Genomic DNA, 18,629 nt, shown 5'->3' with positions numbered 1-18,629 from the left:
ATGGGTCTTTGTTGAAATTACTCAAACAGACACGATGGCTTACAAGACACTTGAAGATACGATAGGCAATACTCCGCTGGTGCAACTGACGCGCTTGCCGGGCGCCGATGCGATTGCGCGCAACAACGTCATCCTCGGCAAGCTGGAAGGCAACAACCCGGCCGGCTCCGTGAAGGACCGCGCCGCCATGTCCATGCTCAAGCGCGCTGAAGAGCGCGGCGTCATCAAGCCGGGCGATACCCTGATCGAGGCCACCAGCGGCAATACGGGCATCGCGCTGGCCATGGCCGCCGCCTTGCGCGGCTACAAGATGCTGCTCTTGATGCCAGACAATCTCAGCGTGGAGCGCCGCCAGAGCATGGCCGCCTACGGCGCCGACATTCTGTTGACGCCGAAGACGGGCGGCATGGAATATGCGCGCGACCTGGCCGAGCAGATGCAGAAGGATGGCCGTGGCATCATCCTCGACCAGTTCGCCAACGAAGACAATTCGCGCGCCCACTACGAAAGCACGGGACCGGAAATCTGGCGCGATACCAATGGCCAGGTCACGCATTTCGTCAGCGCCATGGGCACGACGGGCACCATCATGGGCGTGTCGCGCTATTTGAAGGAACAGAATCCCGCCATCCAGATTATCGGCGCCCAGCCCGAGGATGGATCGCAGATTCCCGGCATTCGCAAGTGGCCGGAAGCGTACTTGCCGAAAATTTATGACAAGTCGCGCGTGGACCAGGTGGAATACGTGAGCCAGGGCGTGGCCGAGCGCATGGCGCGCAGCCTGGCGGCGGAAGAGGGCTTGTTCTGCGGCATCTCGGCAGCCGGCGCGTGCGAAATCGCGCTGCGCATCTCGCAAACGGTGGAAAACGCAACGATCGTGTTTGTCGTCTGCGACCGCGGCGACCGTTATCTCTCGACCGGCGTGTTTCCTGCTTGATAGTTTAATGTCGGCCAGAACGGCCTGAGAACTGCTGTAAATACCCCCTCCCCATGGCGGGGAGGGAAAACCTGCGAAACTGGCAGGATCAGCCTTGTGGCGTTTCGCCTTCTTTTGGCTTGAATTGCTTGTCGCTGATGCGGAATTTGTTACGACGGTCACCCATCAGGTAACGCAGGTCGCGGATGCTCAGGTCGCTCACTTCGTGCATGCGGATCAGCAGCGATGCGCCGACAGGCAGGCGGTGGTGACGGATTTTGCTGATGACCGGCGGCGCCACTTCCAGCGCGCGGGACAAGGCTGCGTCGTTTTTCAGGCGCAGGTTTTCGATCAGGGTATCGAGCAATCTGTTTGGGTTGTACTGGAGCAGATCGTCGGAGTCCGAATCGCTGTTCATATCAATGCCGACTTGGTTTGTCATGATGTTAATGTTCCTTCTGTAGTTGCACTGCAAAGTAAAAAACACTCGGAGCTCGCTCTTGCTGCGTTCATGTTCATTCTTTACTAAAAGGAACAAATTCACACACGGTACGATCCGGGATACAGTTTTTCATGATATATACACAATTGTACAGCAGGATTCCATTTCAGGCCGGAAAGCTCTGTAATCTTGCTTTGGATAAAATAGGTGTTGTCATGTTGCAACAGCTATTTATTCTTTATTATGCTCCATGATAGAACAAAAATTGTACTTTGACAAAAGTTAAGTATAGAACCATTTCTGTATTCCGTGCCGTACAAAGGCTGGCGAGCGAGGCTGGCACATGTTATCGGCCCCACCATAGACCTGTTTGCTGGTCGCTTCAACATCGCTTACGCTTTCTTACAAGTAATATTATAACTTTACACTGACTTTCGGTTAGCGTGCGCGCACTTGGCTGATGGCCTTGCCCAAGTCAATCACTGACATGGCATAAAAATAACTTCTGTTGTACTGAGTTATAGCAAAGAAGTTATTGGTTGCCAAGTGATACTCAGTTGCTTCTGAACCATTTTGCAGATCGATCAGGCCGTACAACATATTCTGGGGCGTGGCTGCGACCGTACTCACGCCGGCCTCCTGCAATTCCTCCAGCCTGTACTTGGCTTGCAAGCCCTGGCCGATGAACTTTTCCCAGGCGTGGCTGGACGAGACGGTGACTCGATACGTGCTGATGGCAGGGTCATCGCGCCGCCAGCCGTGTTCGACGAGGAAATGCGCGACGCTGCCGATGGCGTCGGCGGTGGAATTGCGCAAGTCGATGTGACTATCGCCATCGAAGTCCACCGCGTATTTCATGATGCTGCTGGGCATGAACTGGGGCAGGCCGATGGCGCCCGCATACGAGCCGAGCAGGGTCAAGGGATCGATGCCATCCTTGCGTGCGTACAGCAGCGCGTTCTCCAGTTCGCCCTTGAAAAATTCCATGCGCGCGGCGCGCGTTGGGCTTTCCGGATAGGAAAACGCCAGGGTCGTCAGCGCGTCGAGCACGCGGAAACGGCCCGTGTTGCGGCCGTACACGGTCTCCACGCCGATGATGCCGACGATGATTTCGGCCGGCACGCCATATTCGCGTTCGGCGCGCGCCAGCGCTTCCGCGTTCTCTTCCCAGAATTTCACGCCCGCATTGATACGCACCGGCTCGATGAAGCGGGCGCTGTACGCTTGCCAGTTCTTCGGCTTGCCCGGCGGCGCCGGTTTCATCAGCTGCACGGTCGACTCGACATAGCGCACCTTGCCGATCAGGGTATCGAGCTCGGCGCGGCCAAAGCCATGCTTGGCGGACATCTCATCGAGGAAGGCGCGTACTTCTTTCCAGTTGGCATAGTCAACAAACTCGCCTTCGAAGTCGAATTTCGCCGGTGCTTTTTTAGCCGTCGCCTTGGCGGGCGGCGCCTTGGCCGCGCGCACGGCACGGGCGCGGTCAGCGGCGGAAATGTTGCTGTTTTCGCCAGCGTGCGCGGTCGCCAGGCACAGGGGAAGGGAGAGGAGCAGGGACAGGGCGGAGGTTTTGATCGGTAACAAGGAGCGTCTCATCGGCATTGGGTTAACAGGTGGCGCAAGCTGCGCCGCGCGCGGGATTGTTCGTCTGGGTTGGCATTACCATACTTCATCGTGGCATAGATTGCCAGAAACTGTGCGATGGCGGCGTGCGCCTCGGGTGTGGCCTTGCCTGCTGCCAGGCGCGCAGCATAACCGTGCGGCCCTTCATGCGGCGCACGGCTGTAGCCGCGCTGCGCCTGCTGGCGGCAAAACTGCAGGTACAGGGCGTCGAGCGGATCGCCTTGCCGCGCCTGCCGCCACCAGACCAGTGCGCCGACTACGGCGGACAGCAGGGCCAGCACGGCGCAAGCGAGTGCCAGGGTCGTCGACGGCAGGTTTTTCAAGCGATCGAGCATGGCGCGCTGGCGTTGCGGCGTGGTGTCGAGTACCCAGCTGCTCCAGGCGTGCTCGGCCTGCTGCCATTGCTGGCGCCATGCGGCAAGTGCCCCTGTCGTGCCGCCATCGAGGCCGGCCAGGGCGCGCCAGGCCGTCAGCGGCGACGTGGCCGCTGGCAGGGCGGCATCGAGGTTGCGCTCCGTGCGCAAGGGCGCGACGGCGCTGGTGGGGTCGACGCGCACCCAGCCCCGGCCGGCCAGCCATACTTCGCTCCAGGCATGGGCGTCGGACTGGCGCACGCTCACACTGTTGTTGGTGCCGTTGCGCAAGCCGCCCTGATAACCCGTGACGACGCGCGCGGGAATGCCCATGGCGCGCATCAGCACGACAAAGCTGCCCGCGTAATGCTCGCAAAAGCCCGCTTGTGTTGTAAACAGGAAGTCGTCGACGCCATGCTTGCCCAGCAGCGGCGGCTCCAGGGTGTAGCGGAACGGCGCGCGGCGGAAGTGCTCCAGCACGGCGGCGATGGCGTCGGCGGGCGCCAGCGCGTGCGCGCCGCTGCCGCGCAGTGCGCGTGCCCAGGCCATGCTGCGCGGGTTGCTGTCAGCGGGCAAGGCCAGCCATGGCTGTTGTTGCGCGAGCGACAGGCCGGCCTGCAGCCGGTAACGGGGTTGGGAACTGACGCGGTAATGCACGGTCGAAGTAATGGGTTGTATGGTCAGCACTTCCAGCGCAGACGACACGACATATGGATTGCCAGGCAAGCGTTCGATGCTGCGCGGTAAGTCGAGCGCGAAGATGCGCCGCTGGCCGTTCGCTGGCAAGGTCACTTCGTAGTGGCTGGGCGGCCCTTCCAGCGCGATGTCGATGCGGCTGTCGCTGGCGGGCGTGCGCCGGCCAGCGCCCATGCGCGTCCAGGTGGCGCCATCGTAGTCACCCAGCACCACGCCGCGCCAGTACAGCTGGTCTTGCGGCGGGAGCGGCGTGGAAAAGCGGGCCGTAAAGACGGGTTCGTTTGACAGGGCCAGCGAGGCGATGGCGCCCGGCTGCATGCTGTCGGACAAGCCTGTGCGCGCCTGCGCGCCCTCGTGCAGCGCGCCCCACAGGGGACCGTCGGGGCGCGGCACGGCAAGAAACAGTACGGCCGCCAGGGGAATGGCCAGCGCCAGCATGCGTCCCAGCAAGCCCAGCCTTTGCGCCAGACGCGGCTGCAGCGTGCCGTACTGGGCCGAGAGCAGGGCGGCCAGCAGCACGAGGACGGTGGCCAGCATCCAGGCGGCGCCGAGGATGCCTTGCGCATGGAAAAAGTTGGCCAGCAGCAAAAAGAAACTGAGGAAGACGAGCACGAAGATGTCGCGCCGGCCATGCATTTCCAGCGACTTCAAGGCCAGCAGCAGGGCCAGCATGGCCACGCCTGGATCGCGTCCCAGCAGCGTGCCATAGCTGGCGTACACGCCGGCGATGCCCAGCAGGGCCAGCGGCGCCAGCACGGCGAGCGGCGGCTGGCGCCGGCCCCGCACGGTAATGACGGCGCGCCACAGCAGCGGCACGGCTGTCGCTACCGACAACCATGGGGGCAGATGCAGCGCGTGCGGCGCCAGCACCATGGCGGCGGCCAGCAACAGCAGCACCATGTCGGCCTTTTCGCGCGGCAAGCCGCTCAGCCAGGCTTTCATGGCATCGCCTGCGCTGGCGGAAAATCGTGCGGCGAACCATGCAGGGCCAGTGCGCGCAGGCAGGCGTCGCGCTGGCTGGCGCCCAGGGCCGGCGCCAGGGTCAGCGCACCCAGGCGCAAGCCATATGGCAAGCCCGTGCTTTCCGCCTGCAGCACCCAGGCGGCCAGGCGCGACAGGCGCGCTTCCGGCGCCAGCGCGTGCAGGTCCGCGTGGTCGAGCACAAGGTTGCCATGCGTGCCGTGCGCTGCGCCCTCTGGTGCGTCGGCGTCAGGCTGGAATTGCTTGCTGAATAAATGCTCGCCATCATGACGGGCGATCTGGCGCCAGGCCAGGCGCTGCAAGGGGTCGCCCGGCTGGTAGGCGCGCACGCCGGCCAGTTCCAGGGCGCCGCCGGGCAAGTCTGACCAGCCTGGCCAGCCTGGCGGCCGTGTCTGCTGTATTGGGCCGGCCGGCCAGGGCAGCGGCGGTGCATCTTGCTCGGGACGCGGATACACGAGCACGCGCGCCTCGGGCTGCCAATGGCACCAGGCAACAAACAGGCCCAGTGGAAAACTGCCGGACAGGCGCACGGCTGGCGCATTGAGCCAACCCCGTTGTCGGGCCGGCATGCCGATGCTGACGGCCGTTTCGCCGTGGGCGGCGATATCGGCCAGGCCGGGTGCCGCCGACGAACCGCTGACGGCCAGGCCGGGTGCCGCCGACGAACCGCTGACGGCCAGGCCGATCGCATGGCGCGGGCGGCTGCTGCGGTTGATCAGGCGCAAGGTGAAAAAGGCATGGCTGCCCGCGAAGACGGGCTTGCCCGGCGTGGCGGCCAGCGCCAGGCCCGCCAGGTTGCGGCTGCTAAACAGCATGTCGGCGATGGCGCAGGCGGCCGCGAAATACGTGAGTGCATAGCCCAGGCCCAGGCGGTAATTGACGGCGGCGATCCATAGCGCCAGCAGCAGCGCGGCAAACGCCAGGCCCGCACGCGAGGGGCGGACGTGCACGCGCTGCGCGCCCAGCCAGGGGCGTGCCGGCAGCCATGGAATAGTGCGCCAGCGCATGCCGATCAGACGGGGATGCTCAACAGCAGATGCTGCAGCAGCGCGCGGCTGTCCACGGACCCCTGCGCCGCATGCAGGCGGTGGGCGCAGACGGGCAGCAGCACGGCTTGCACATCGTCGGGCGTGACGTGGTCGCGTCCGGCCAGGGCGGCCCAGGCGCGCGCCGCCTGCAGCAGGGCCAGCGCGGCGCGCGGGCTGAGGCCGTCGGCAAACACGCCGGGCGCGCGGGTGGCATGCACGAGGGCCAGCACGTAGTCGACCACGGCGGGTGAGGCGTGGATGGCGCGCAAGCCCGCTTGCGCCTGCAGCAATTCTTCCGCGTTCATGACGGCCGGCAATGTTTGCAGCATGGCGCGGCGGTCGGCGCCCAGCAGCAGCGCCCGTTCGGCGGCCGCATCGGGGTAGCCGAGTGTGACGCACATGAGAAAACGGTCGAGCTGCGATTCGGGCAGGGGGAAAGTACCCAGCTGGTGCGCGCAGTTTTGCGTGGCGATGACGAAAAACGGCTGCGGCAGCGCGTGCGTGACGCCATCGAGCGTTACTTGCCGCTCTTCCATCGCTTCCAGCAAGCCCGATTGCGTCTTCGGCGTGGCGCGGTTGATCTCGTCGGCCAGCAGTACTTGCGTGAACAGGGGGCCGGGATGAAAGATGAAGCTGCCGCTGCCCCGGTCATACACGCTCATGCCGGCCACGTCGGCGGGCAGCAGGTCGCTGGTAAATTGCTGGCGCTTCCATTGCAGGCCCAGCGAGATGGCCAGCGCATGCGCCAGCGTGGTCTTGCCCACGCCGGGCACGTCTTCGATCAGCAGGTGGCCGCCCGCCAGCACGCAGGCGAGGGTCTGGCGGATCTGCAAGTGTTTGCCGACAAGAACTTCGCCGATTTGCTGCGCGGCCTGGTGTATTTTCGAAAACATGTTATTTCTATCACAGTACAACGGATTATTTAATTTACAATCGCTTTGGCCAGGTCAAACGGCGGCGCCCGCCAGCCGCGCGCTCGTGGTAGATTAGCGTGACAGCAAAGGCGGCAAGGGCGGCACAGACCAGCCAGTGATTTTATGCGAGAACGCGCCAGGCAGGCAGGAATGCTCTGCGGTGATTCCGGCGCGCGTTCCCGGTATGGATAGAGAGCAGAGACAGAGGTAACCAGTACAGCGCATGAGCACAGCCATTTATACCCATCCCGATTGCCAGCGCCATGAAATGGGCGACTGGCACCCTGAATCGCCGGCCCGCTTGCAGGCCATCAACGATCAATTGATCCTCGCGCACATCAGCGACCTGGTCGAGCACCGCGACGGCGTGCGTGCGCAATTGTCCGACATCGAGCGCAACCATAGCGCCACGGCCATCGGCCTGGTGCGCGACAATGTGCCGTCCGAGGGCGACTACTATCCGCTCGACGGCGACACCTTGCTCAACGCGCACAGCTACGAGGCCGCCCTGGCGGCGGCAGGCTCGGCCGTGACTGCCACGGACGCCGTTATCGATGGCGAGATCAGCAACGCCTTTTGCGCGATCCGACCACCTGGCCACCATGCGCGGCCCAGCGAGCCCATGGGTTTCTGCCTGTTCAACAATGTCGCCATCGCCGCCAAGCATGCGCTCGATGTGCGCGGCCTCGACAGAGTCGCCATCGTCGACTTTGACGTTCATCATGGCAATGGCACGGCCGAATCCGTGGCCAGCGATCCACGCATCCTGATGGTAAGTTTTTTCCAGCACCCGTTTTATCCGTACAGCGATGTCGAGTCCTATACGGATACGCGCGTCAACGTGCCCGTGCCGGCCCGCTCGAAGGGCGATGCCGTGCGCCAACTGGTGCTCGACCACTGGCTGCCGGCGCTGCACCGGCAGCAGCCGCAGATGATTTTCATTTCCGCCGGTTTCGATGCCCACCGCGAAGACGATGTGGGCGGCATGGGCCTGGTGGAGGCCGACTACACGTGGCTGACGCAGCAAATGATGGCCGTGGCCAATCAGTATGGCAAGGGCCGCATCGTCAGCTGCCTCGAAGGGGGCTACAACCTGTCGTCGCTGGGCCGCAGCGTGGCGGCGCACGTGAAGGCGCTGGCGGAGCTGTAACGGTGCAGCGAACTACAGCAAGCTGGGACGGCTGCTGGAATTCGTGTGGCGGTGGGTCTGGTAGTCGAGCGCGTCGCCGGCCATGAAGCGGCGCCACGCTTGCGTGTAGACGAGCGATGATTTCTCCGCGTCGAAGCTGTCGAGCTGGAGCATGTCGCGGTGGTGCTTGATTTCATTGACCAATTGGTCATACAGCATTTGCAAGCCATAGCTGTCGGCGCTCTGGCGTTTCAGGCGCTCTTCCAGCTGCGCCACTTGCCCCTGTAATTGCCGGCATTCCTTCTTCCAGTCATTGCGCGGCACGCGCTTGGGCGCCTTGCCAGTGTCTTCCATCATCATATCGAACTATTCCCATTGCATATCTCCCTGGCGGGAGCCAGCCTGGAAATAATTGCTTTTCATTTAAGAGGCGATATTAGAGCATACTTTTTTATTGCTTGCAGTAAATATAAAAAACCTTGTGGAAATATTTGATCCGGCTTCGCGGGCGCATATCACTGGCGCTGTACTGCCTTCAAGGGCGCAGCGGGGGCGGCTACGGCCATGTTGACGTCGTCGGCGTAAGTGATGGTCAGCAGGGTATTGTCGTCCCAGCTCTGGTCATGCAGCGGCGGCACGTAGCGCTGGCGGTCGTCCGTGACGCGGATGTCCAGCGTGCGCTCGCCCGAGCGCGCCTGCACGGCGGCGAGGCTGCGCGGCACGGGATACAGCACGTGGATCAGCGACGAGTGGCACGGTCCGCCCGCCAGGCGGAACAGGTTGCGCCGCACAAACGGCAGCTGGTCCTGTTCGACGGCCCAGCGGATTTCGCATTCCAGGCGCAAGTCGCCCAGGCGGCGCACGTTCGCGGGCAGTCCCGGCGTATGGATGTCGGCGCGCCAGCGCAGGGTGTCGCGCTTCTTGTTGCTGACCAGGTCGGCATTCGCATCGTAGGCCGTCTTGTCGCGCGTCAAGGTGAAGCCGCCATCGGCCGCCAGGGGCACGGGGATCGACAGGTTGTCGGCCGACAGGTGCAAGGTCACGCCATCGAGCCTGGCCTGGGGCGTGGCGGGAACCAGCATGAAGCGCAGCGGCGCGCCAGGTGCCAGGCGCTGGTGGTCGGCATACGCGTCGAGTCCCTTGAGCATGGTGCGGTAGGGGCGCAAGTCAGGATCGCGCGTGCCTTGCACGTCGACAACCTGCTGCATTTCCTGGCTGGCCGTGTCGCCAGACGCCGCCGTTTGTTCCTGAGCCAGGGCGGGCAGCAGGCAGGCGCATAGGGGGGCGAGGAGGAAAAAACGGGGAAGATGCATGGAATGCGTATCAGGTTAAGCGTGCAATGGGGAGGCCGGTCAGGCTGGACGGACTGCGGATCTTATCATTCAAGTAACTGCCAAATTATCACCAATTGTCTCGTTCGCGTCGCACGGCTGGCGCTGGCGGCGGAAAATGGGACGTCGTGGCGGCAACCACGTAAAATAGCGGATTGACTGAACGAACTGAAGGCAAGAGCATGGCGATACAATGGTACCCAGGACACATGAACGCGGCCCGCAAAAAAGCGGCCGAGACCATGGAAAACACCGACCTGGTGATTGAAGTGGTGGACGCGCGCCTGCCGGCAGCCAGTTGCAATCCCATGGTGGACGAGTTGCGCCTGTTCCGCCAGCGCCCTTGCCTGAAGATCCTCAACAAGACCGACCTGGCCGATCCTGCCGCCACGGCCGCCTGGGTCGCTTATTTCAATGCCCAGGAAGGCGTGACCGCGTATGCGATGACGACCAAGAAGCCGGGCGACGTGGCGCGCATCCCTGACCTGGCCAAGTCCCTGGCGCCGCACCGCGGCGTGCCGACGAAACCGCTGCGCATCATGATCATGGGCATCCCCAACGTGGGCAAGTCGACCCTGATGAACGCGCTGCTGAAAAAGCGCGTGGCGAAGGTGGGCGACGAGCCGGCCGTGACCAAAATGCAGCAGAAATTGTATCTGGATAAGAACACCATCCTGGTCGATACGCCCGGCATGCTGTGGCCGAAGATCGCCATCCCCAGCGACGGCCTGATGCTGGCGGCCAGCCACGCCATCGGCTCGAACGCGCTGATCGAAGAAGAAGTGGCCGTGTTCCTGGCCGAGGAATTGCTCAAGCGCTATCCGGACTTGCTGGTGGCCCGCTACGGCACCAAGATCGGTGAAGTCGACGCCATCGGCGTGGTCGAAGGCATTGCCGCCAAGCGCGGTTTCCGCATCAAGGGCGGCGACTACGATTTCGAGAAAGCCTCGCACACCTTGCTGCTCGACTACCGCAGCGGCATCCTGGGTCGTATCTCGCTGGAAACGCCGGATACGCGCGCGGCCCTGCTGGCCCAGCACGCGGCGGAGATGGCGGAAAAAGCGGCGAAAGCGGCAGAGATTGCGGCCGAAAAGGCCAGGAATTCTGCGCGCGGCAAGCGCGGCACGTAAGTAAAAAAAGCCGCTAGTTAGCGGCTTTTTTTAGACCCAATAGCGACGACTGGGGTCGGACCCTAAGGGTCCGACCCCGGCATTTCCGCGTTCGGGTTTCATTGGGCTGCGTTCCCAAACCTGAAACTGGTCACTGCCAGCGCGCCAAAAAAATCCTCCTCGTGGTACACGACGTGCGCCGCTTCCTGCTCTGCCGCACCGAGCGCCACCATCAACGGCAGCAGATGGTCTTCCTGTGGATGGGCCTGGCGCGCACCGGGCGCCTGGTCCCAGGCCAGCAATTGCGCCAGCCTTTGTTCTGGCGGCAAGGCCATGGCCTGGCGCAGCCAGGCGTCGAACTGCTGCGAGGCGACGGCGCCCGCCTGGCCGAACTGGCGCAGGTTGTGATAGGACAGGCCGCTGCCGACGATCAGCACGCCTTGCCGGCGCAAGCTTGCCAGCGCGCGACCCACCTCCACGTGCGTCAGCGGGTCATAGCCGTGTTTCAGCGACAGCTGCACCAGCGGCACGTCCGCCTGCGGGTAGATGGGGAACAGGGCGCTGAAGGTGCCGTGGTCGAAGCCCCGCTCGTGGTCCAGGCGCGCCGGGTGGCCGGCCGCGTCCAGCAACTGTTTTACCTGCGCCGCCAGTGCCGGCGCGCCGGGCGCCGGGTACTGGATCTGGTACGTATGCGGCGGAAAGCCCGAATAATCGTAGATCATGCCCGGCTTGGGGCTGGCCGAGACGAGAAACTGCGGCCCTTCCCAGTGCGCCGTGACCACCAGCACGGCCTTGGGACGCGTGCCGAGCTGGCGCGGGATATCCTGCAACGACGCTTCCAGCACGTCGTAGCGGTCGCCGAACTGGTCTTTCATGAATGGCCACGGGCCGCCGCCGTGCGACAGGAAATAAGTAGGGAAGGTGTGCTCTTGCATGGCGGCTCCGGAGTGGAATGACTGATGCTACCGATGATAGTCATGTGCGGTCAGTTGATCAAGATCGCAATTATTGATATATCATTTCCATTTTGTTGATGATGGGATGGTCATGGATACCTTGCGCAGCATGCGCGTGTTTCGCGCCGTGGTGGAGCTGGATAGTTTCGTGCGCGCCAGCGAGCGCCTGGATCTGTCGCCGGCCATGGTCAGCAAGCACGTGATGCACCTGGAACGCCACCTGGGCGCGCGCCTGCTGAACCGCAGCAGCCGCCACCTGAGCCTGACGGAAATCGGCAAGGTGTACTTCGAACAGTGCCGCGACATGCTCGATAATCTCGATGAAGTGGAAGCGACCGTGGGCCGCACGACGGTGGTGCCACGCGGCATGTTGCGCCTGAGCGCGCCCGTCTGGTTCGCCAACGCCATCTTTACGCGCACCCTGGTGGCTTACCGCGAGCGCTTTCCGGAAGTGACGTTCGACATCGACTTGAGCGGTCGCGTGGTCAACCTGGTGGAAGAGGGATTCGACCTGGCCCTGCGCGTCAGCCAGGCGCCATCGCCGAGCCTGATCGCGCGGCCCATCGGCAGCATCGCCTTTCACCTGGTGGCCGCGCCCGCCTACCTGGCGCGCGCGGGCCACCCTGTGGCGCCGCAGGATCTGACGCAGCACGCCATGATCAGCTATTCGCTGTTATCAAATGGCAATGAATTGATGTTTGATGGCCCGCAGGGGCACGAGACGGTGAAGTTTACGCCTGTGCTGCAATGCAATAACGAAAGCCTGCTGCATGCGGCCGCACTCGACGGCATGGGCATCGCCTTGCTGCCATCGTGGCAAACGGATGCGGACCTGGCGGCGGGGCGGCTGGTGCGTCTCTTCGACGATTTCAACCTGGCGGGTGGCAAGGTGTACGCCGTCTACACGAGCCGCCGCTACCTGTCCTCAAAAGTGCGCACCTTCATCGACTTCCTGGCCGATGAAGGGCGCCTGGGCAGCTGACGGCCCCAGCGGCGCACGCCGTGCGTATAATGATTCGCTTTTGCCATCCTCCCGTTACACTACCGTGCGTGCCCCGGTAGCGCACCCAGCTTACCGCCATGATGCCTGCCCTTCCCGCCCTGACCATCGCCACGCGTACCTTGCTGCTGTGCGCCCTGGCCATGCCGGCGTGCGCGCAAGAGCTTGAATCGCCGGCCGCGCCGCCATCCGTGCAGCAGGACGGCGGCGCAGCCGGTGTCACGCATGGCGACGTGTCCACCGAACTGGCGCAGGGCGGCCAGCACAGCGTGCGCGGCGCCCTGTCGCGCGACCAGGGGGGCATGATGCTCGATGTGGCCATCGACGGGCTGCGCAATGGTAATTACCGCGATGGCAGCGTGTTTCACCAGCGCGGCTTCAACGGTGGCGCGGAATGGAAGCTGCGCCAGGGCCGTTTCGGCTTCAGCGCCGACCAGCTGAACCAGGAGACCCGCTATCGCGCGCCCGAGGCGCCGTTCCTGGCCTTGCTGGCGGCCCGCCCGGAAGACTTGTACCGCTATGAAGTGCGGCGCGCCAGCGCCTTCGTGCAGCGCTACGTGGGCAATGTCGAACTGGGCGTGGAGCTGTCGCAGCGGGAAAAGCGCGCCACGGCCCAGTATGCGGGCGAGGACGGCAGCAGCGAATCGAGGTACAGCAGCCGCCGCCGGCAACTGGCGCCCCGCGTGCGCCATTACGGCAAGGTGGGCGGCGTGGGCACGGATACGGAAGTGGGCCTGGACCTGATGCAGTGGGAGCGGCGTTCGGGCCGTGATGGCGATGCACGGCGCCGGCAGTATTCGCGCGCGCTGCTGCTGCGCGAAGAGCTGGCGTTCGGCGGTGCATATGTGCCGCGTCTGCTGCTGGGCTTGCGGCATGAACAGTTCCAGCTCGATCCGGCCGACATGCCCGCCGGCGGCAGCGACTGGGAAAACCAGAACGCCTGGGACGTGCAGGGCAGCCTGCAGCTGCGCCCGCAACTGAGCGTGTACGCCAAGGCCGCGCGCAGCTACCGCATCGATGACGATGGCTATACCCGCGCCGGCTACCGCCCTCTGGCGGGACAGCTGCGGCGCGAAACGGAAGTGGGTGCTACCTTCGGCGACGCGGCGCGCAGCGCTTCCGTGCGCGTGTTCAGCGAGCGCCTGAGCAACCAGATCGTCTTCGACCCGAGCCTGGGCCAGCTGGGCTTTGCGGGCAACCTCGACCCCTCGCGCCGCGCTGGTATCGCCATCGAGGCGGGCATGGCGCTGGCGCGCGACTGGCGCCTCGACGCTCAGGTACGGCAAGTGCATGCGCGCTATGACGATTACACCTACGACGGCCCGGATATCGCCCTCGTGCCCAAGACCCTGGCCAGCCTGCGCCTGTACTGGACGGGGCAGGCCGGCGCCAGTGCCGACGTGGGCGTGCAATGGCTGCGTGCCCTGCGCTATGGCCCCGATTTCGACAACAGCTGCCTGGCGCAAGTGCCCGCATTCGCCACCGTGGACGGGCGCTATGTGCGCAAGCTGGGTGCCTGGGAGCTGGAACTGGCCGGCAGCAACCTGGCCAACCGCCGCCATTACGGCGATGCGCCCGGTTGCCATTCCAGCATTTACCTCAACGATGCGCGCCAGCTGCGCGTGTCGGCGCGCTACCATTTCTGAGACAGAGGCGCAGCGGGGCTTAAATGCGGCTTAAGCGGGCGCAGAGCGGGGCGATAAATACGGCTTTTTTCCGCCCGGGCTTCATAGTCCAGCGCAAAAAGTGGTAATCTCGCCCCGTTCACGACTACTTTATGATGAAGGATTATTATGCGTTTTCTGCGTTTCTTGCGCCCCCTGCTTGCCGCCGTCACCCTGGTGGCGGCCACCGGCGGCGCCATGGCGGCCGATACCGGCTTTACCACGCTCCCTACGCCAGTGCGCACGGACACGGGCAAGAAGGTGGAAGTGGTGGAGTACTTCATGTATTCCTGCCCGCACTGCTACGTGCTCGATCCGCTGATGCATGACTGGGTCAAGAAACAGGGCGACAAGATCGCCTTCCGCCGCATCCACCTGGCCGCCACCGGCCCGAAAGACCCGCAGGCGCACGCGTATGCCACCCTGGAAGCGATGGGCCAGCTGGACCAGTTCCACGACAAGATCTTCCGCGCCATCCACGTCGAGCGCAACCGCCTGAACCGCGATGACGCCATCCTCGACCTGCTGGTCAAGAACGGCATCGACAAGGCGAAATACCTGGATATGTTCAATTCGTTCGGTGTGCAGACCAAGCTGAAACGCAACGAGCAGCTGATCGCCGCCAGCAAGATCGAAAGCGCGCCGACCATCGTCATCGATGGCCGCTTCGTCACGTCGCCGGCGCAATTGTCGCGTCCAGGCCAGTCCGAGCGCCAGACGCAGGATGCAACCCTGCGCGTGATGGATGAACTGGTGGCGCGCACCCTGAAAGAGCGCGCTCCCGCGCCAGCGAAGAAGTAAGCGGAGAGCGCCATGAAACAGCTGCCCTGGACCTTGTGCGTACTGGCCCTCGCCCTCGTGGCGTGGCTGGCGCTTGCCGTCGTCAACGTGGAAAACCAGCGTAATGCGCTGGTGACCAAGGCATGCGTGGACCCCGCGTTCAAGAACGAGGTCGACGCAAAATGCCTGGCGTCCGTGCAGTCGCGCGAACACTGGTGGCAGCATCTCACTTACGCCATGACGCATTTCCGGTCATAGAACACCGGATAAAATCTACTGCGCGTCGCGCTTTGCGGCCGGCGATGCTCACCGTACTAGAGTACGGTTGCGCTTCTCGGCCACAAATCACTGCCGCTCGCTACGATTTTCTCCGGTGTTGTGACGATGAGGGATGGATAGGAAAACTGCCCGCTTTGTGCGGGCTTTTTTACGTCTGCTGGTTGCGGGTATCATGAAGCCACAACCATTCCGGAGGAACGATGAAGGAAGTGATCCTGATTACCGGCAGCAGTCGCGGCATCGGCGCGGCGACTGCGCTGCTGGCGGCGCGCCAGGGCTATGCCGTGTGCATCAACTATGTGCGCGACGCGCAGGCGGCCGAAGACCTGTGCGCGCGCATCGTCGCTGGCGGCGGCGAAGCGATCGCCGTGCGGGCTGACGTGGGCGAAGCAGCGGACGTGGAACGGCTGTTCGACGAAGTCGATGCGCGCCTGGGGACCTTGACGGCGCTGGTCAACAATGTGGGCGTGCTGGAGCAGAAATGCCGGCTGGCCGACATTTCCGTGCAGCGCCTGGAACGCGTGCTGCGCACCAACGTGATCAGTTATTTCCTGTGCTGCCAGCAGGCCGTGCGGCGCATGTCGACGGCCAATGGCGGGCAGGGCGGGCGCATCGTGAATGTCTCGTCGGTAGCCGCGCGCATTGGCTCCCCGGGCGAATACATCGATTACGCGGCCTCGAAAGGCGCCGTCGATACCTTGACCCTCGGGCTGGCGAAGGAAGTGGCGGCCGAAGGCATCCGCGTCAACGGCGTGCGGCCCGGCATCATCTATACGGACATCCACGCGTCTGGCGGCGAGCCGGGGCGGGTGGCGCGCCTGGCGTCCGGCGTGCCGATGCAGCGCGGTGGCGAGCCGGAAGAAATCGCCGATGCCATCCTGTACCTGCTGGGGCCAGGAGCGAGCTATGTGACGGGCAGCATTCTCGACGTGGCGGGCGGACGCTGATTTTCAAATTTGGTGAGCGATTGCTTCAATTGACAGGCTAATTATCAAATAGGGTGATTAAATCCAGAATGGCGGGGTGCCAACTGCACACCGATCAACCAACCTGGATTTATCATGCCGACCCTTGCTCCCGCCATCCTGGCCCTGTCGCTGCTGGCCGCCGCGCCAGCCCATGCCGCCGCCAACCTGCCCACGCCGGCCCACCTTGCCGGTGCCGCCGTCACCGACACGGTGGCGCTGGCGGCGCGCCGCTATGCCGCGTTCTGGCAGAGCGGCGATCCGGCCCTGGCGCGCCTGGCGCTGGCCGACGATTTTATTGACCGCACCCTGCCCGCCGGCCGTCCGCAGGGATTGGCCGGTCCGCTGCAGGCGTCGCAAGTGTTTCACGCGGCCGTGCCGGACTTGCAGGTGGCCATCGAGGAGATGCTGGTGGCAGGAAGCCGGGTGACCCTGCGCCTGCATTTCACGGGCCGCTTCACGGGCGTCTTCCCTACGCCGCAGGGCGAGCTGCGCGGCCAGGGACAAGCCATCGACTTTTACGCGTTTGATCTGTACCAGGTCGACGCGCAGGGGCGCATCAGCGACAACTGGCACCTGGAAGACAACCTGACCCTCTTGCGCCAGCTGGGCGTGCTGCCGCAGTAAGGGCGGCCGTCAGGCTTGCAGCGCGGCGAATTGCCGCAGCAGGAAGTCGGCCAGCAGGGCGACGCGCGGTGGCTGGAAGCGGCTGCGCCGATACAGCAGGTGCAAGGGGACGCTGTCGGCAAAATATTCGTCGAGCACCGTCTGCAAGCGCCCTGCGCGCAGGTCGTCGCCGATGTCGAGCAGGGATTTGTAGGCATAGCCATGGCCGGCCACGGCCCAGCGGCGCAGGATTTCCCCGTCGTTGCTGTGCCAGGCCCCTTGCAGGCGCAGGCTGTGGCGCTTGCCGTTTTCGCGGTAGCGCCATTCCTGCGGCGCGCCGTCGCCCGCCGTCAGCACCAGCGTCGGCAGCGACGCCAGGTCGCGCGGCGTGGCCGGCAAGCCCACCCTGGCGGCCAGCGCGGGAGATACGCACACGACGCGCCGGCCAGGGTGCAGCAGGCGCGCCACCATGTCGCTGTCTGGCAGTTCGCCGTAGCGGATGGCCAGGTCGACGTCGTCCTGCACCAGATTGGCCGTGGCGTCCGTCAGGGTCAGCGCATGGCGCAGCTGCGGGTGCAGCGCGGCAAAGCGGTCGAGCATGGGCAGCAGCAGCTGGCGGCCGATGTTGGACGGCGCCGAGATGCGCACCTGGCCGCGCACGCCGCCGCCCGCATGCAAGCCGTCTTCCGCCTGCGCCAGCAAGTCCAGCGCCTGTTCGCTGTACTGGCGGTAGTGCAAACCCTCTTGCGTCAAGCGCAACTGGCGCGTGGTGCGTTCGAACAGCGTGGCGCCCAGCGCCGTTTCCAGGCGCGCGATGGCGGCGCTGGCGGCGGCCGGCGACAGGCCGTGCTTGCGGCCGGCCGCGGAAAAGCTGCCCAGCGCCGCAGCGTCGAGGAACAGGGCGATTTCCGCCAGGCGCCCGGCGCCGCCGCCGCGACTCATGCGGGGTGTGCCGCAGCAGGCTTGGGCGCGGGTGCCGAGTGGGGTGTGATCACCACGGTGCAGGTGGTGCCGGCCACCAGGACCTGGTTCCTGTCTTGCTCGTCGATGTGGATGCGCACGGGCACGCGCTGCGCCAGGCGCACCCAGTTGAAGGTGGGATTGACGTCGGCCAGCAATTCACGGCCCGTGGCGGCGTCGCGGTCGGTGATGCCGCGCGCGATGCTCTCGATGTGGCCATGCAGGGTGCCGCCGCTCATCAGATTCATTTCCGCCTTGTCGTCCTGCGCCAGCATGCCCAGCTTGGTCTCTTCGAAGTAGCCGACGACGTAGTACGAGGCGCTGTCGATGACGGCCAGCTTGGGGGCGCCGACGGCGGCGAAATCGCCCTTGTGCACGTTCAGGTTCGTCACGTAGCCGCTGACGGGCGCACGCACGGTGGTGCGTTCCAGGTTCAACTGGGCCAGCGCGCGCGCGGCCACGGCGGCCTGCACTTGCGACGAGGCCGAGCTGGCGGCAAAGGCGGCGCTTTCGCGGCTTTCCGTCGAGATGATGCTGGCGTCGAGACTGGCGCGGCGCTGCGCTTCCTTGCCGCGGCGGCCCATTTCCGTTTTTTGCGTGGCCAGCACGGCGTCGGCCTGCGCCAGCGCGCTGGCATAGCGTTCCTTGTCGACGACGAACAGCACGTCGCCTTTTTGCACCACCTGGTTGTCGCGCACCAGCACGTCCGTGACGGTGCCGGCCACGTCGGCGCTGATGTTGACGATATCGGCCTTGATGCGGCCGTCGCGCGTCCACGGCGACTCCATGTAGCGGTCCCAGACGGTCTTGCCTATCCACAGGGCTGCGGCCAGTAGCAGCAAGGTGATGGCATAGCGGGTCAGTTTGTTTACCATGTCGGCAGCTTTTCCTTGATTG

19 protein-coding genes are annotated in these 18,629 nt (G+C 64.5%); 9 read left to right on the top strand and 10 right to left on the bottom strand.

Annotated features, from left to right (window positions below; translation table 11 throughout):
- The first annotated feature begins 34 nt into the window (after positions 1-34).
- Entirely contained in the window at positions 35-937 is a 903-nt protein-coding gene (gene cysM / locus O0882_RS17720; RefSeq protein WP_071078957.1) for a cysteine synthase CysM, read from the top strand.
- 88 nt (positions 938-1,025) lie between these two features.
- Here the strand turns inward: cysM and O0882_RS17715 are convergent, their stop codons facing one another.
- From O0882_RS17715 to O0882_RS17695, 5 genes are all read right to left on the bottom strand, one after another.
- Positions 1,026-1,358 (bottom strand): hypothetical protein, encoded by a 333-nt coding sequence (locus O0882_RS17715; protein WP_034751784.1) that lies wholly within the window; start codon positions 1,356-1,358, stop codon positions 1,026-1,028.
- Between the two features lie 438 nt (positions 1,359-1,796).
- Positions 1,797-2,942, bottom strand: a complete 1,146-nt coding sequence (gene mltB / locus O0882_RS17710; protein ID WP_289950087.1) for a lytic murein transglycosylase B — start codon at positions 2,940-2,942, stop codon at positions 1,797-1,799.
- A gap of 8 nt (positions 2,943-2,950) precedes the next feature.
- The gene (locus tag O0882_RS17705; RefSeq protein ID WP_289950086.1) at positions 2,951-4,972 is read right to left on the bottom strand and encodes a DUF3488 and transglutaminase-like domain-containing protein; all 2,022 of its coding nucleotides are present in this window, start codon (positions 4,970-4,972) and stop codon (positions 2,951-2,953) included.
- Complete coding sequence (locus tag O0882_RS17700) at positions 4,969-6,018, bottom strand: DUF58 domain-containing protein (RefSeq protein ID WP_289950085.1); 1,050 nt, start codon at positions 6,016-6,018, stop codon at positions 4,969-4,971. The genes O0882_RS17705 and O0882_RS17700 overlap by 4 nt, the downstream gene beginning before the upstream one ends.
- A 5-nt stretch (positions 6,019-6,023) precedes the next feature.
- The gene (locus O0882_RS17695) at positions 6,024-6,932 is read right to left on the bottom strand and encodes an AAA family ATPase (protein WP_289950084.1); all 909 of its coding nucleotides are present in this window, start codon (positions 6,930-6,932) and stop codon (positions 6,024-6,026) included.
- Positions 6,933-7,176: 244 nt separating this feature from the next.
- Between O0882_RS17695 and O0882_RS17690 the strand changes: the two genes are divergently transcribed.
- A complete protein-coding gene (locus tag O0882_RS17690; protein ID WP_289950083.1) occupies positions 7,177-8,103 on the top strand; it encodes a histone deacetylase family protein in 927 nt (308 codons plus the stop codon).
- Between the two features lie 12 nt (positions 8,104-8,115).
- Here O0882_RS17690 and O0882_RS17685 read toward each other — a convergent pair whose 3' ends face one another.
- Together O0882_RS17685 and O0882_RS17680 are read right to left on the bottom strand one after the other, a co-directional pair.
- A complete protein-coding gene (locus tag O0882_RS17685; protein ID WP_289950082.1) occupies positions 8,116-8,442 on the bottom strand; it encodes a hypothetical protein in 327 nt (108 codons plus the stop codon).
- Positions 8,443-8,597: 155 nt separating this feature from the next.
- Positions 8,598-9,395 carry a hypothetical protein gene (locus tag O0882_RS17680; protein ID WP_289950081.1) on the bottom strand — a complete coding sequence of 266 codons (798 nt, stop codon included), beginning with the start codon at positions 9,393-9,395 and terminating at the stop codon, positions 8,598-8,600.
- Positions 9,396-9,595: 200 nt separating this feature from the next.
- Here O0882_RS17680 and ylqF point away from each other — a divergent pair, with 200 nt between their 5' ends.
- Positions 9,596-10,543, top strand: a complete 948-nt coding sequence (gene ylqF / locus O0882_RS17675) for a ribosome biogenesis GTPase YlqF (RefSeq protein ID WP_289950080.1) — start codon at positions 9,596-9,598, stop codon at positions 10,541-10,543.
- A 98-nt stretch (positions 10,544-10,641) separates the two neighbouring features.
- Here the strand turns inward: ylqF and O0882_RS17670 are convergent, their stop codons facing one another.
- The gene (locus O0882_RS17670) at positions 10,642-11,457 is read right to left on the bottom strand and encodes a class III extradiol ring-cleavage dioxygenase (protein WP_289950078.1); all 816 of its coding nucleotides are present in this window, start codon (positions 11,455-11,457) and stop codon (positions 10,642-10,644) included.
- A 112-nt stretch (positions 11,458-11,569) separates the two neighbouring features.
- Here O0882_RS17670 and O0882_RS17665 point away from each other — a divergent pair, with 112 nt between their 5' ends.
- From O0882_RS17665 to O0882_RS17640, 6 genes are all read left to right on the top strand, one after another.
- Positions 11,570-12,460 carry a LysR family transcriptional regulator gene (locus O0882_RS17665; RefSeq protein ID WP_289950076.1) on the top strand — a complete coding sequence of 297 codons (891 nt, stop codon included), beginning with the start codon at positions 11,570-11,572 and terminating at the stop codon, positions 12,458-12,460.
- A 98-nt stretch (positions 12,461-12,558) separates the two neighbouring features.
- A complete protein-coding gene (locus O0882_RS17660; RefSeq protein WP_289950074.1) occupies positions 12,559-14,124 on the top strand; it encodes a TonB-dependent receptor in 1,566 nt (521 codons plus the stop codon).
- Between the two features lie 147 nt (positions 14,125-14,271).
- Positions 14,272-14,943 carry a thiol:disulfide interchange protein DsbA/DsbL gene (locus O0882_RS17655; protein ID WP_289950072.1) on the top strand — a complete coding sequence of 224 codons (672 nt, stop codon included), beginning with the start codon at positions 14,272-14,274 and terminating at the stop codon, positions 14,941-14,943.
- Positions 14,944-14,955: 12 nt separating this feature from the next.
- Entirely contained in the window at positions 14,956-15,180 is a 225-nt protein-coding gene (locus tag O0882_RS17650; protein WP_289950071.1) for a hypothetical protein, read from the top strand.
- A gap of 221 nt (positions 15,181-15,401) precedes the next feature.
- A complete protein-coding gene (locus tag O0882_RS17645; RefSeq protein ID WP_289950069.1) occupies positions 15,402-16,148 on the top strand; it encodes an SDR family oxidoreductase in 747 nt (248 codons plus the stop codon).
- Between the two features lie 114 nt (positions 16,149-16,262).
- Positions 16,263-16,793 (top strand): ester cyclase, encoded by a 531-nt coding sequence (locus tag O0882_RS17640; protein WP_289950068.1) that lies wholly within the window; start codon positions 16,263-16,265, stop codon positions 16,791-16,793.
- A 9-nt stretch (positions 16,794-16,802) separates the two neighbouring features.
- Here O0882_RS17640 and O0882_RS17635 read toward each other — a convergent pair whose 3' ends face one another.
- Together O0882_RS17635 and O0882_RS17630 are read right to left on the bottom strand one after the other, a co-directional pair.
- A complete protein-coding gene (locus tag O0882_RS17635; protein WP_289950066.1) occupies positions 16,803-17,714 on the bottom strand; it encodes a LysR family transcriptional regulator in 912 nt (303 codons plus the stop codon).
- A complete protein-coding gene (locus O0882_RS17630; protein WP_289950065.1) occupies positions 17,711-18,607 on the bottom strand; it encodes an efflux RND transporter periplasmic adaptor subunit in 897 nt (298 codons plus the stop codon). The genes O0882_RS17635 and O0882_RS17630 overlap by 4 nt, the downstream gene beginning before the upstream one ends.
- Positions 18,608-18,629: the final 22 nt, after the last annotated feature.

Source organism: Janthinobacterium sp. SUN073 (assembly GCF_030397665.1).
Lineage (GTDB): Bacteria > Pseudomonadota > Gammaproteobacteria > Burkholderiales > Burkholderiaceae_D > Janthinobacterium.
This window is presented reverse-complemented; position numbering and strand designations above follow the sequence as displayed.

What these genes read in the sequence shown, in the direction of transcription:
- cysM (WP_071078957.1), top strand. Translation starts at nt 35, where the DNA reads ATGGCTTACAAGACACTTGAAGATACGATAGGCAATACTCCGCTGGTG.
- O0882_RS17715 (WP_034751784.1), bottom strand. Translation starts at nt 1,358, where the DNA reads ATGACAAACCAAGTCGGCATTGATATGAACAGCGATTCGGACTCCGAC.
- O0882_RS17705 (WP_289950086.1), bottom strand. Translation starts at nt 4,972, where the DNA reads ATGAAAGCCTGGCTGAGCGGCTTGCCGCGCGAAAAGGCCGACATGGTG.
- O0882_RS17700 (WP_289950085.1), bottom strand. Translation starts at nt 6,018, where the DNA reads ATGCGCTGGCGCACTATTCCATGGCTGCCGGCACGCCCCTGGCTGGGC.
- O0882_RS17695 (WP_289950084.1), bottom strand. Translation starts at nt 6,932, where the DNA reads ATGTTTTCGAAAATACACCAGGCCGCGCAGCAAATCGGCGAAGTTCTT.
- O0882_RS17690 (WP_289950083.1), top strand. Translation starts at nt 7,177, where the DNA reads ATGAGCACAGCCATTTATACCCATCCCGATTGCCAGCGCCATGAAATG.
- O0882_RS17685 (WP_289950082.1), bottom strand. Translation starts at nt 8,442, where the DNA reads ATGATGATGGAAGACACTGGCAAGGCGCCCAAGCGCGTGCCGCGCAAT.
- O0882_RS17680 (WP_289950081.1), bottom strand. Translation starts at nt 9,395, where the DNA reads ATGCATCTTCCCCGTTTTTTCCTCCTCGCCCCCCTATGCGCCTGCCTG.
- ylqF (WP_289950080.1), top strand. Translation starts at nt 9,596, where the DNA reads ATGGCGATACAATGGTACCCAGGACACATGAACGCGGCCCGCAAAAAA.
- O0882_RS17670 (WP_289950078.1), bottom strand. Translation starts at nt 11,457, where the DNA reads ATGCAAGAGCACACCTTCCCTACTTATTTCCTGTCGCACGGCGGCGGC.
- O0882_RS17665 (WP_289950076.1), top strand. Translation starts at nt 11,570, where the DNA reads ATGGATACCTTGCGCAGCATGCGCGTGTTTCGCGCCGTGGTGGAGCTG.
- O0882_RS17660 (WP_289950074.1), top strand. Translation starts at nt 12,559, where the DNA reads ATGATGCCTGCCCTTCCCGCCCTGACCATCGCCACGCGTACCTTGCTG.
- O0882_RS17655 (WP_289950072.1), top strand. Translation starts at nt 14,272, where the DNA reads ATGCGTTTTCTGCGTTTCTTGCGCCCCCTGCTTGCCGCCGTCACCCTG.
- O0882_RS17650 (WP_289950071.1), top strand. Translation starts at nt 14,956, where the DNA reads ATGAAACAGCTGCCCTGGACCTTGTGCGTACTGGCCCTCGCCCTCGTG.
- O0882_RS17645 (WP_289950069.1), top strand. Translation starts at nt 15,402, where the DNA reads ATGAAGGAAGTGATCCTGATTACCGGCAGCAGTCGCGGCATCGGCGCG.
- O0882_RS17640 (WP_289950068.1), top strand. Translation starts at nt 16,263, where the DNA reads ATGCCGACCCTTGCTCCCGCCATCCTGGCCCTGTCGCTGCTGGCCGCC.
- O0882_RS17635 (WP_289950066.1), bottom strand. Translation starts at nt 17,714, where the DNA reads ATGAGTCGCGGCGGCGGCGCCGGGCGCCTGGCGGAAATCGCCCTGTTC.
- O0882_RS17630 (WP_289950065.1), bottom strand. Translation starts at nt 18,607, where the DNA reads ATGGTAAACAAACTGACCCGCTATGCCATCACCTTGCTGCTACTGGCC.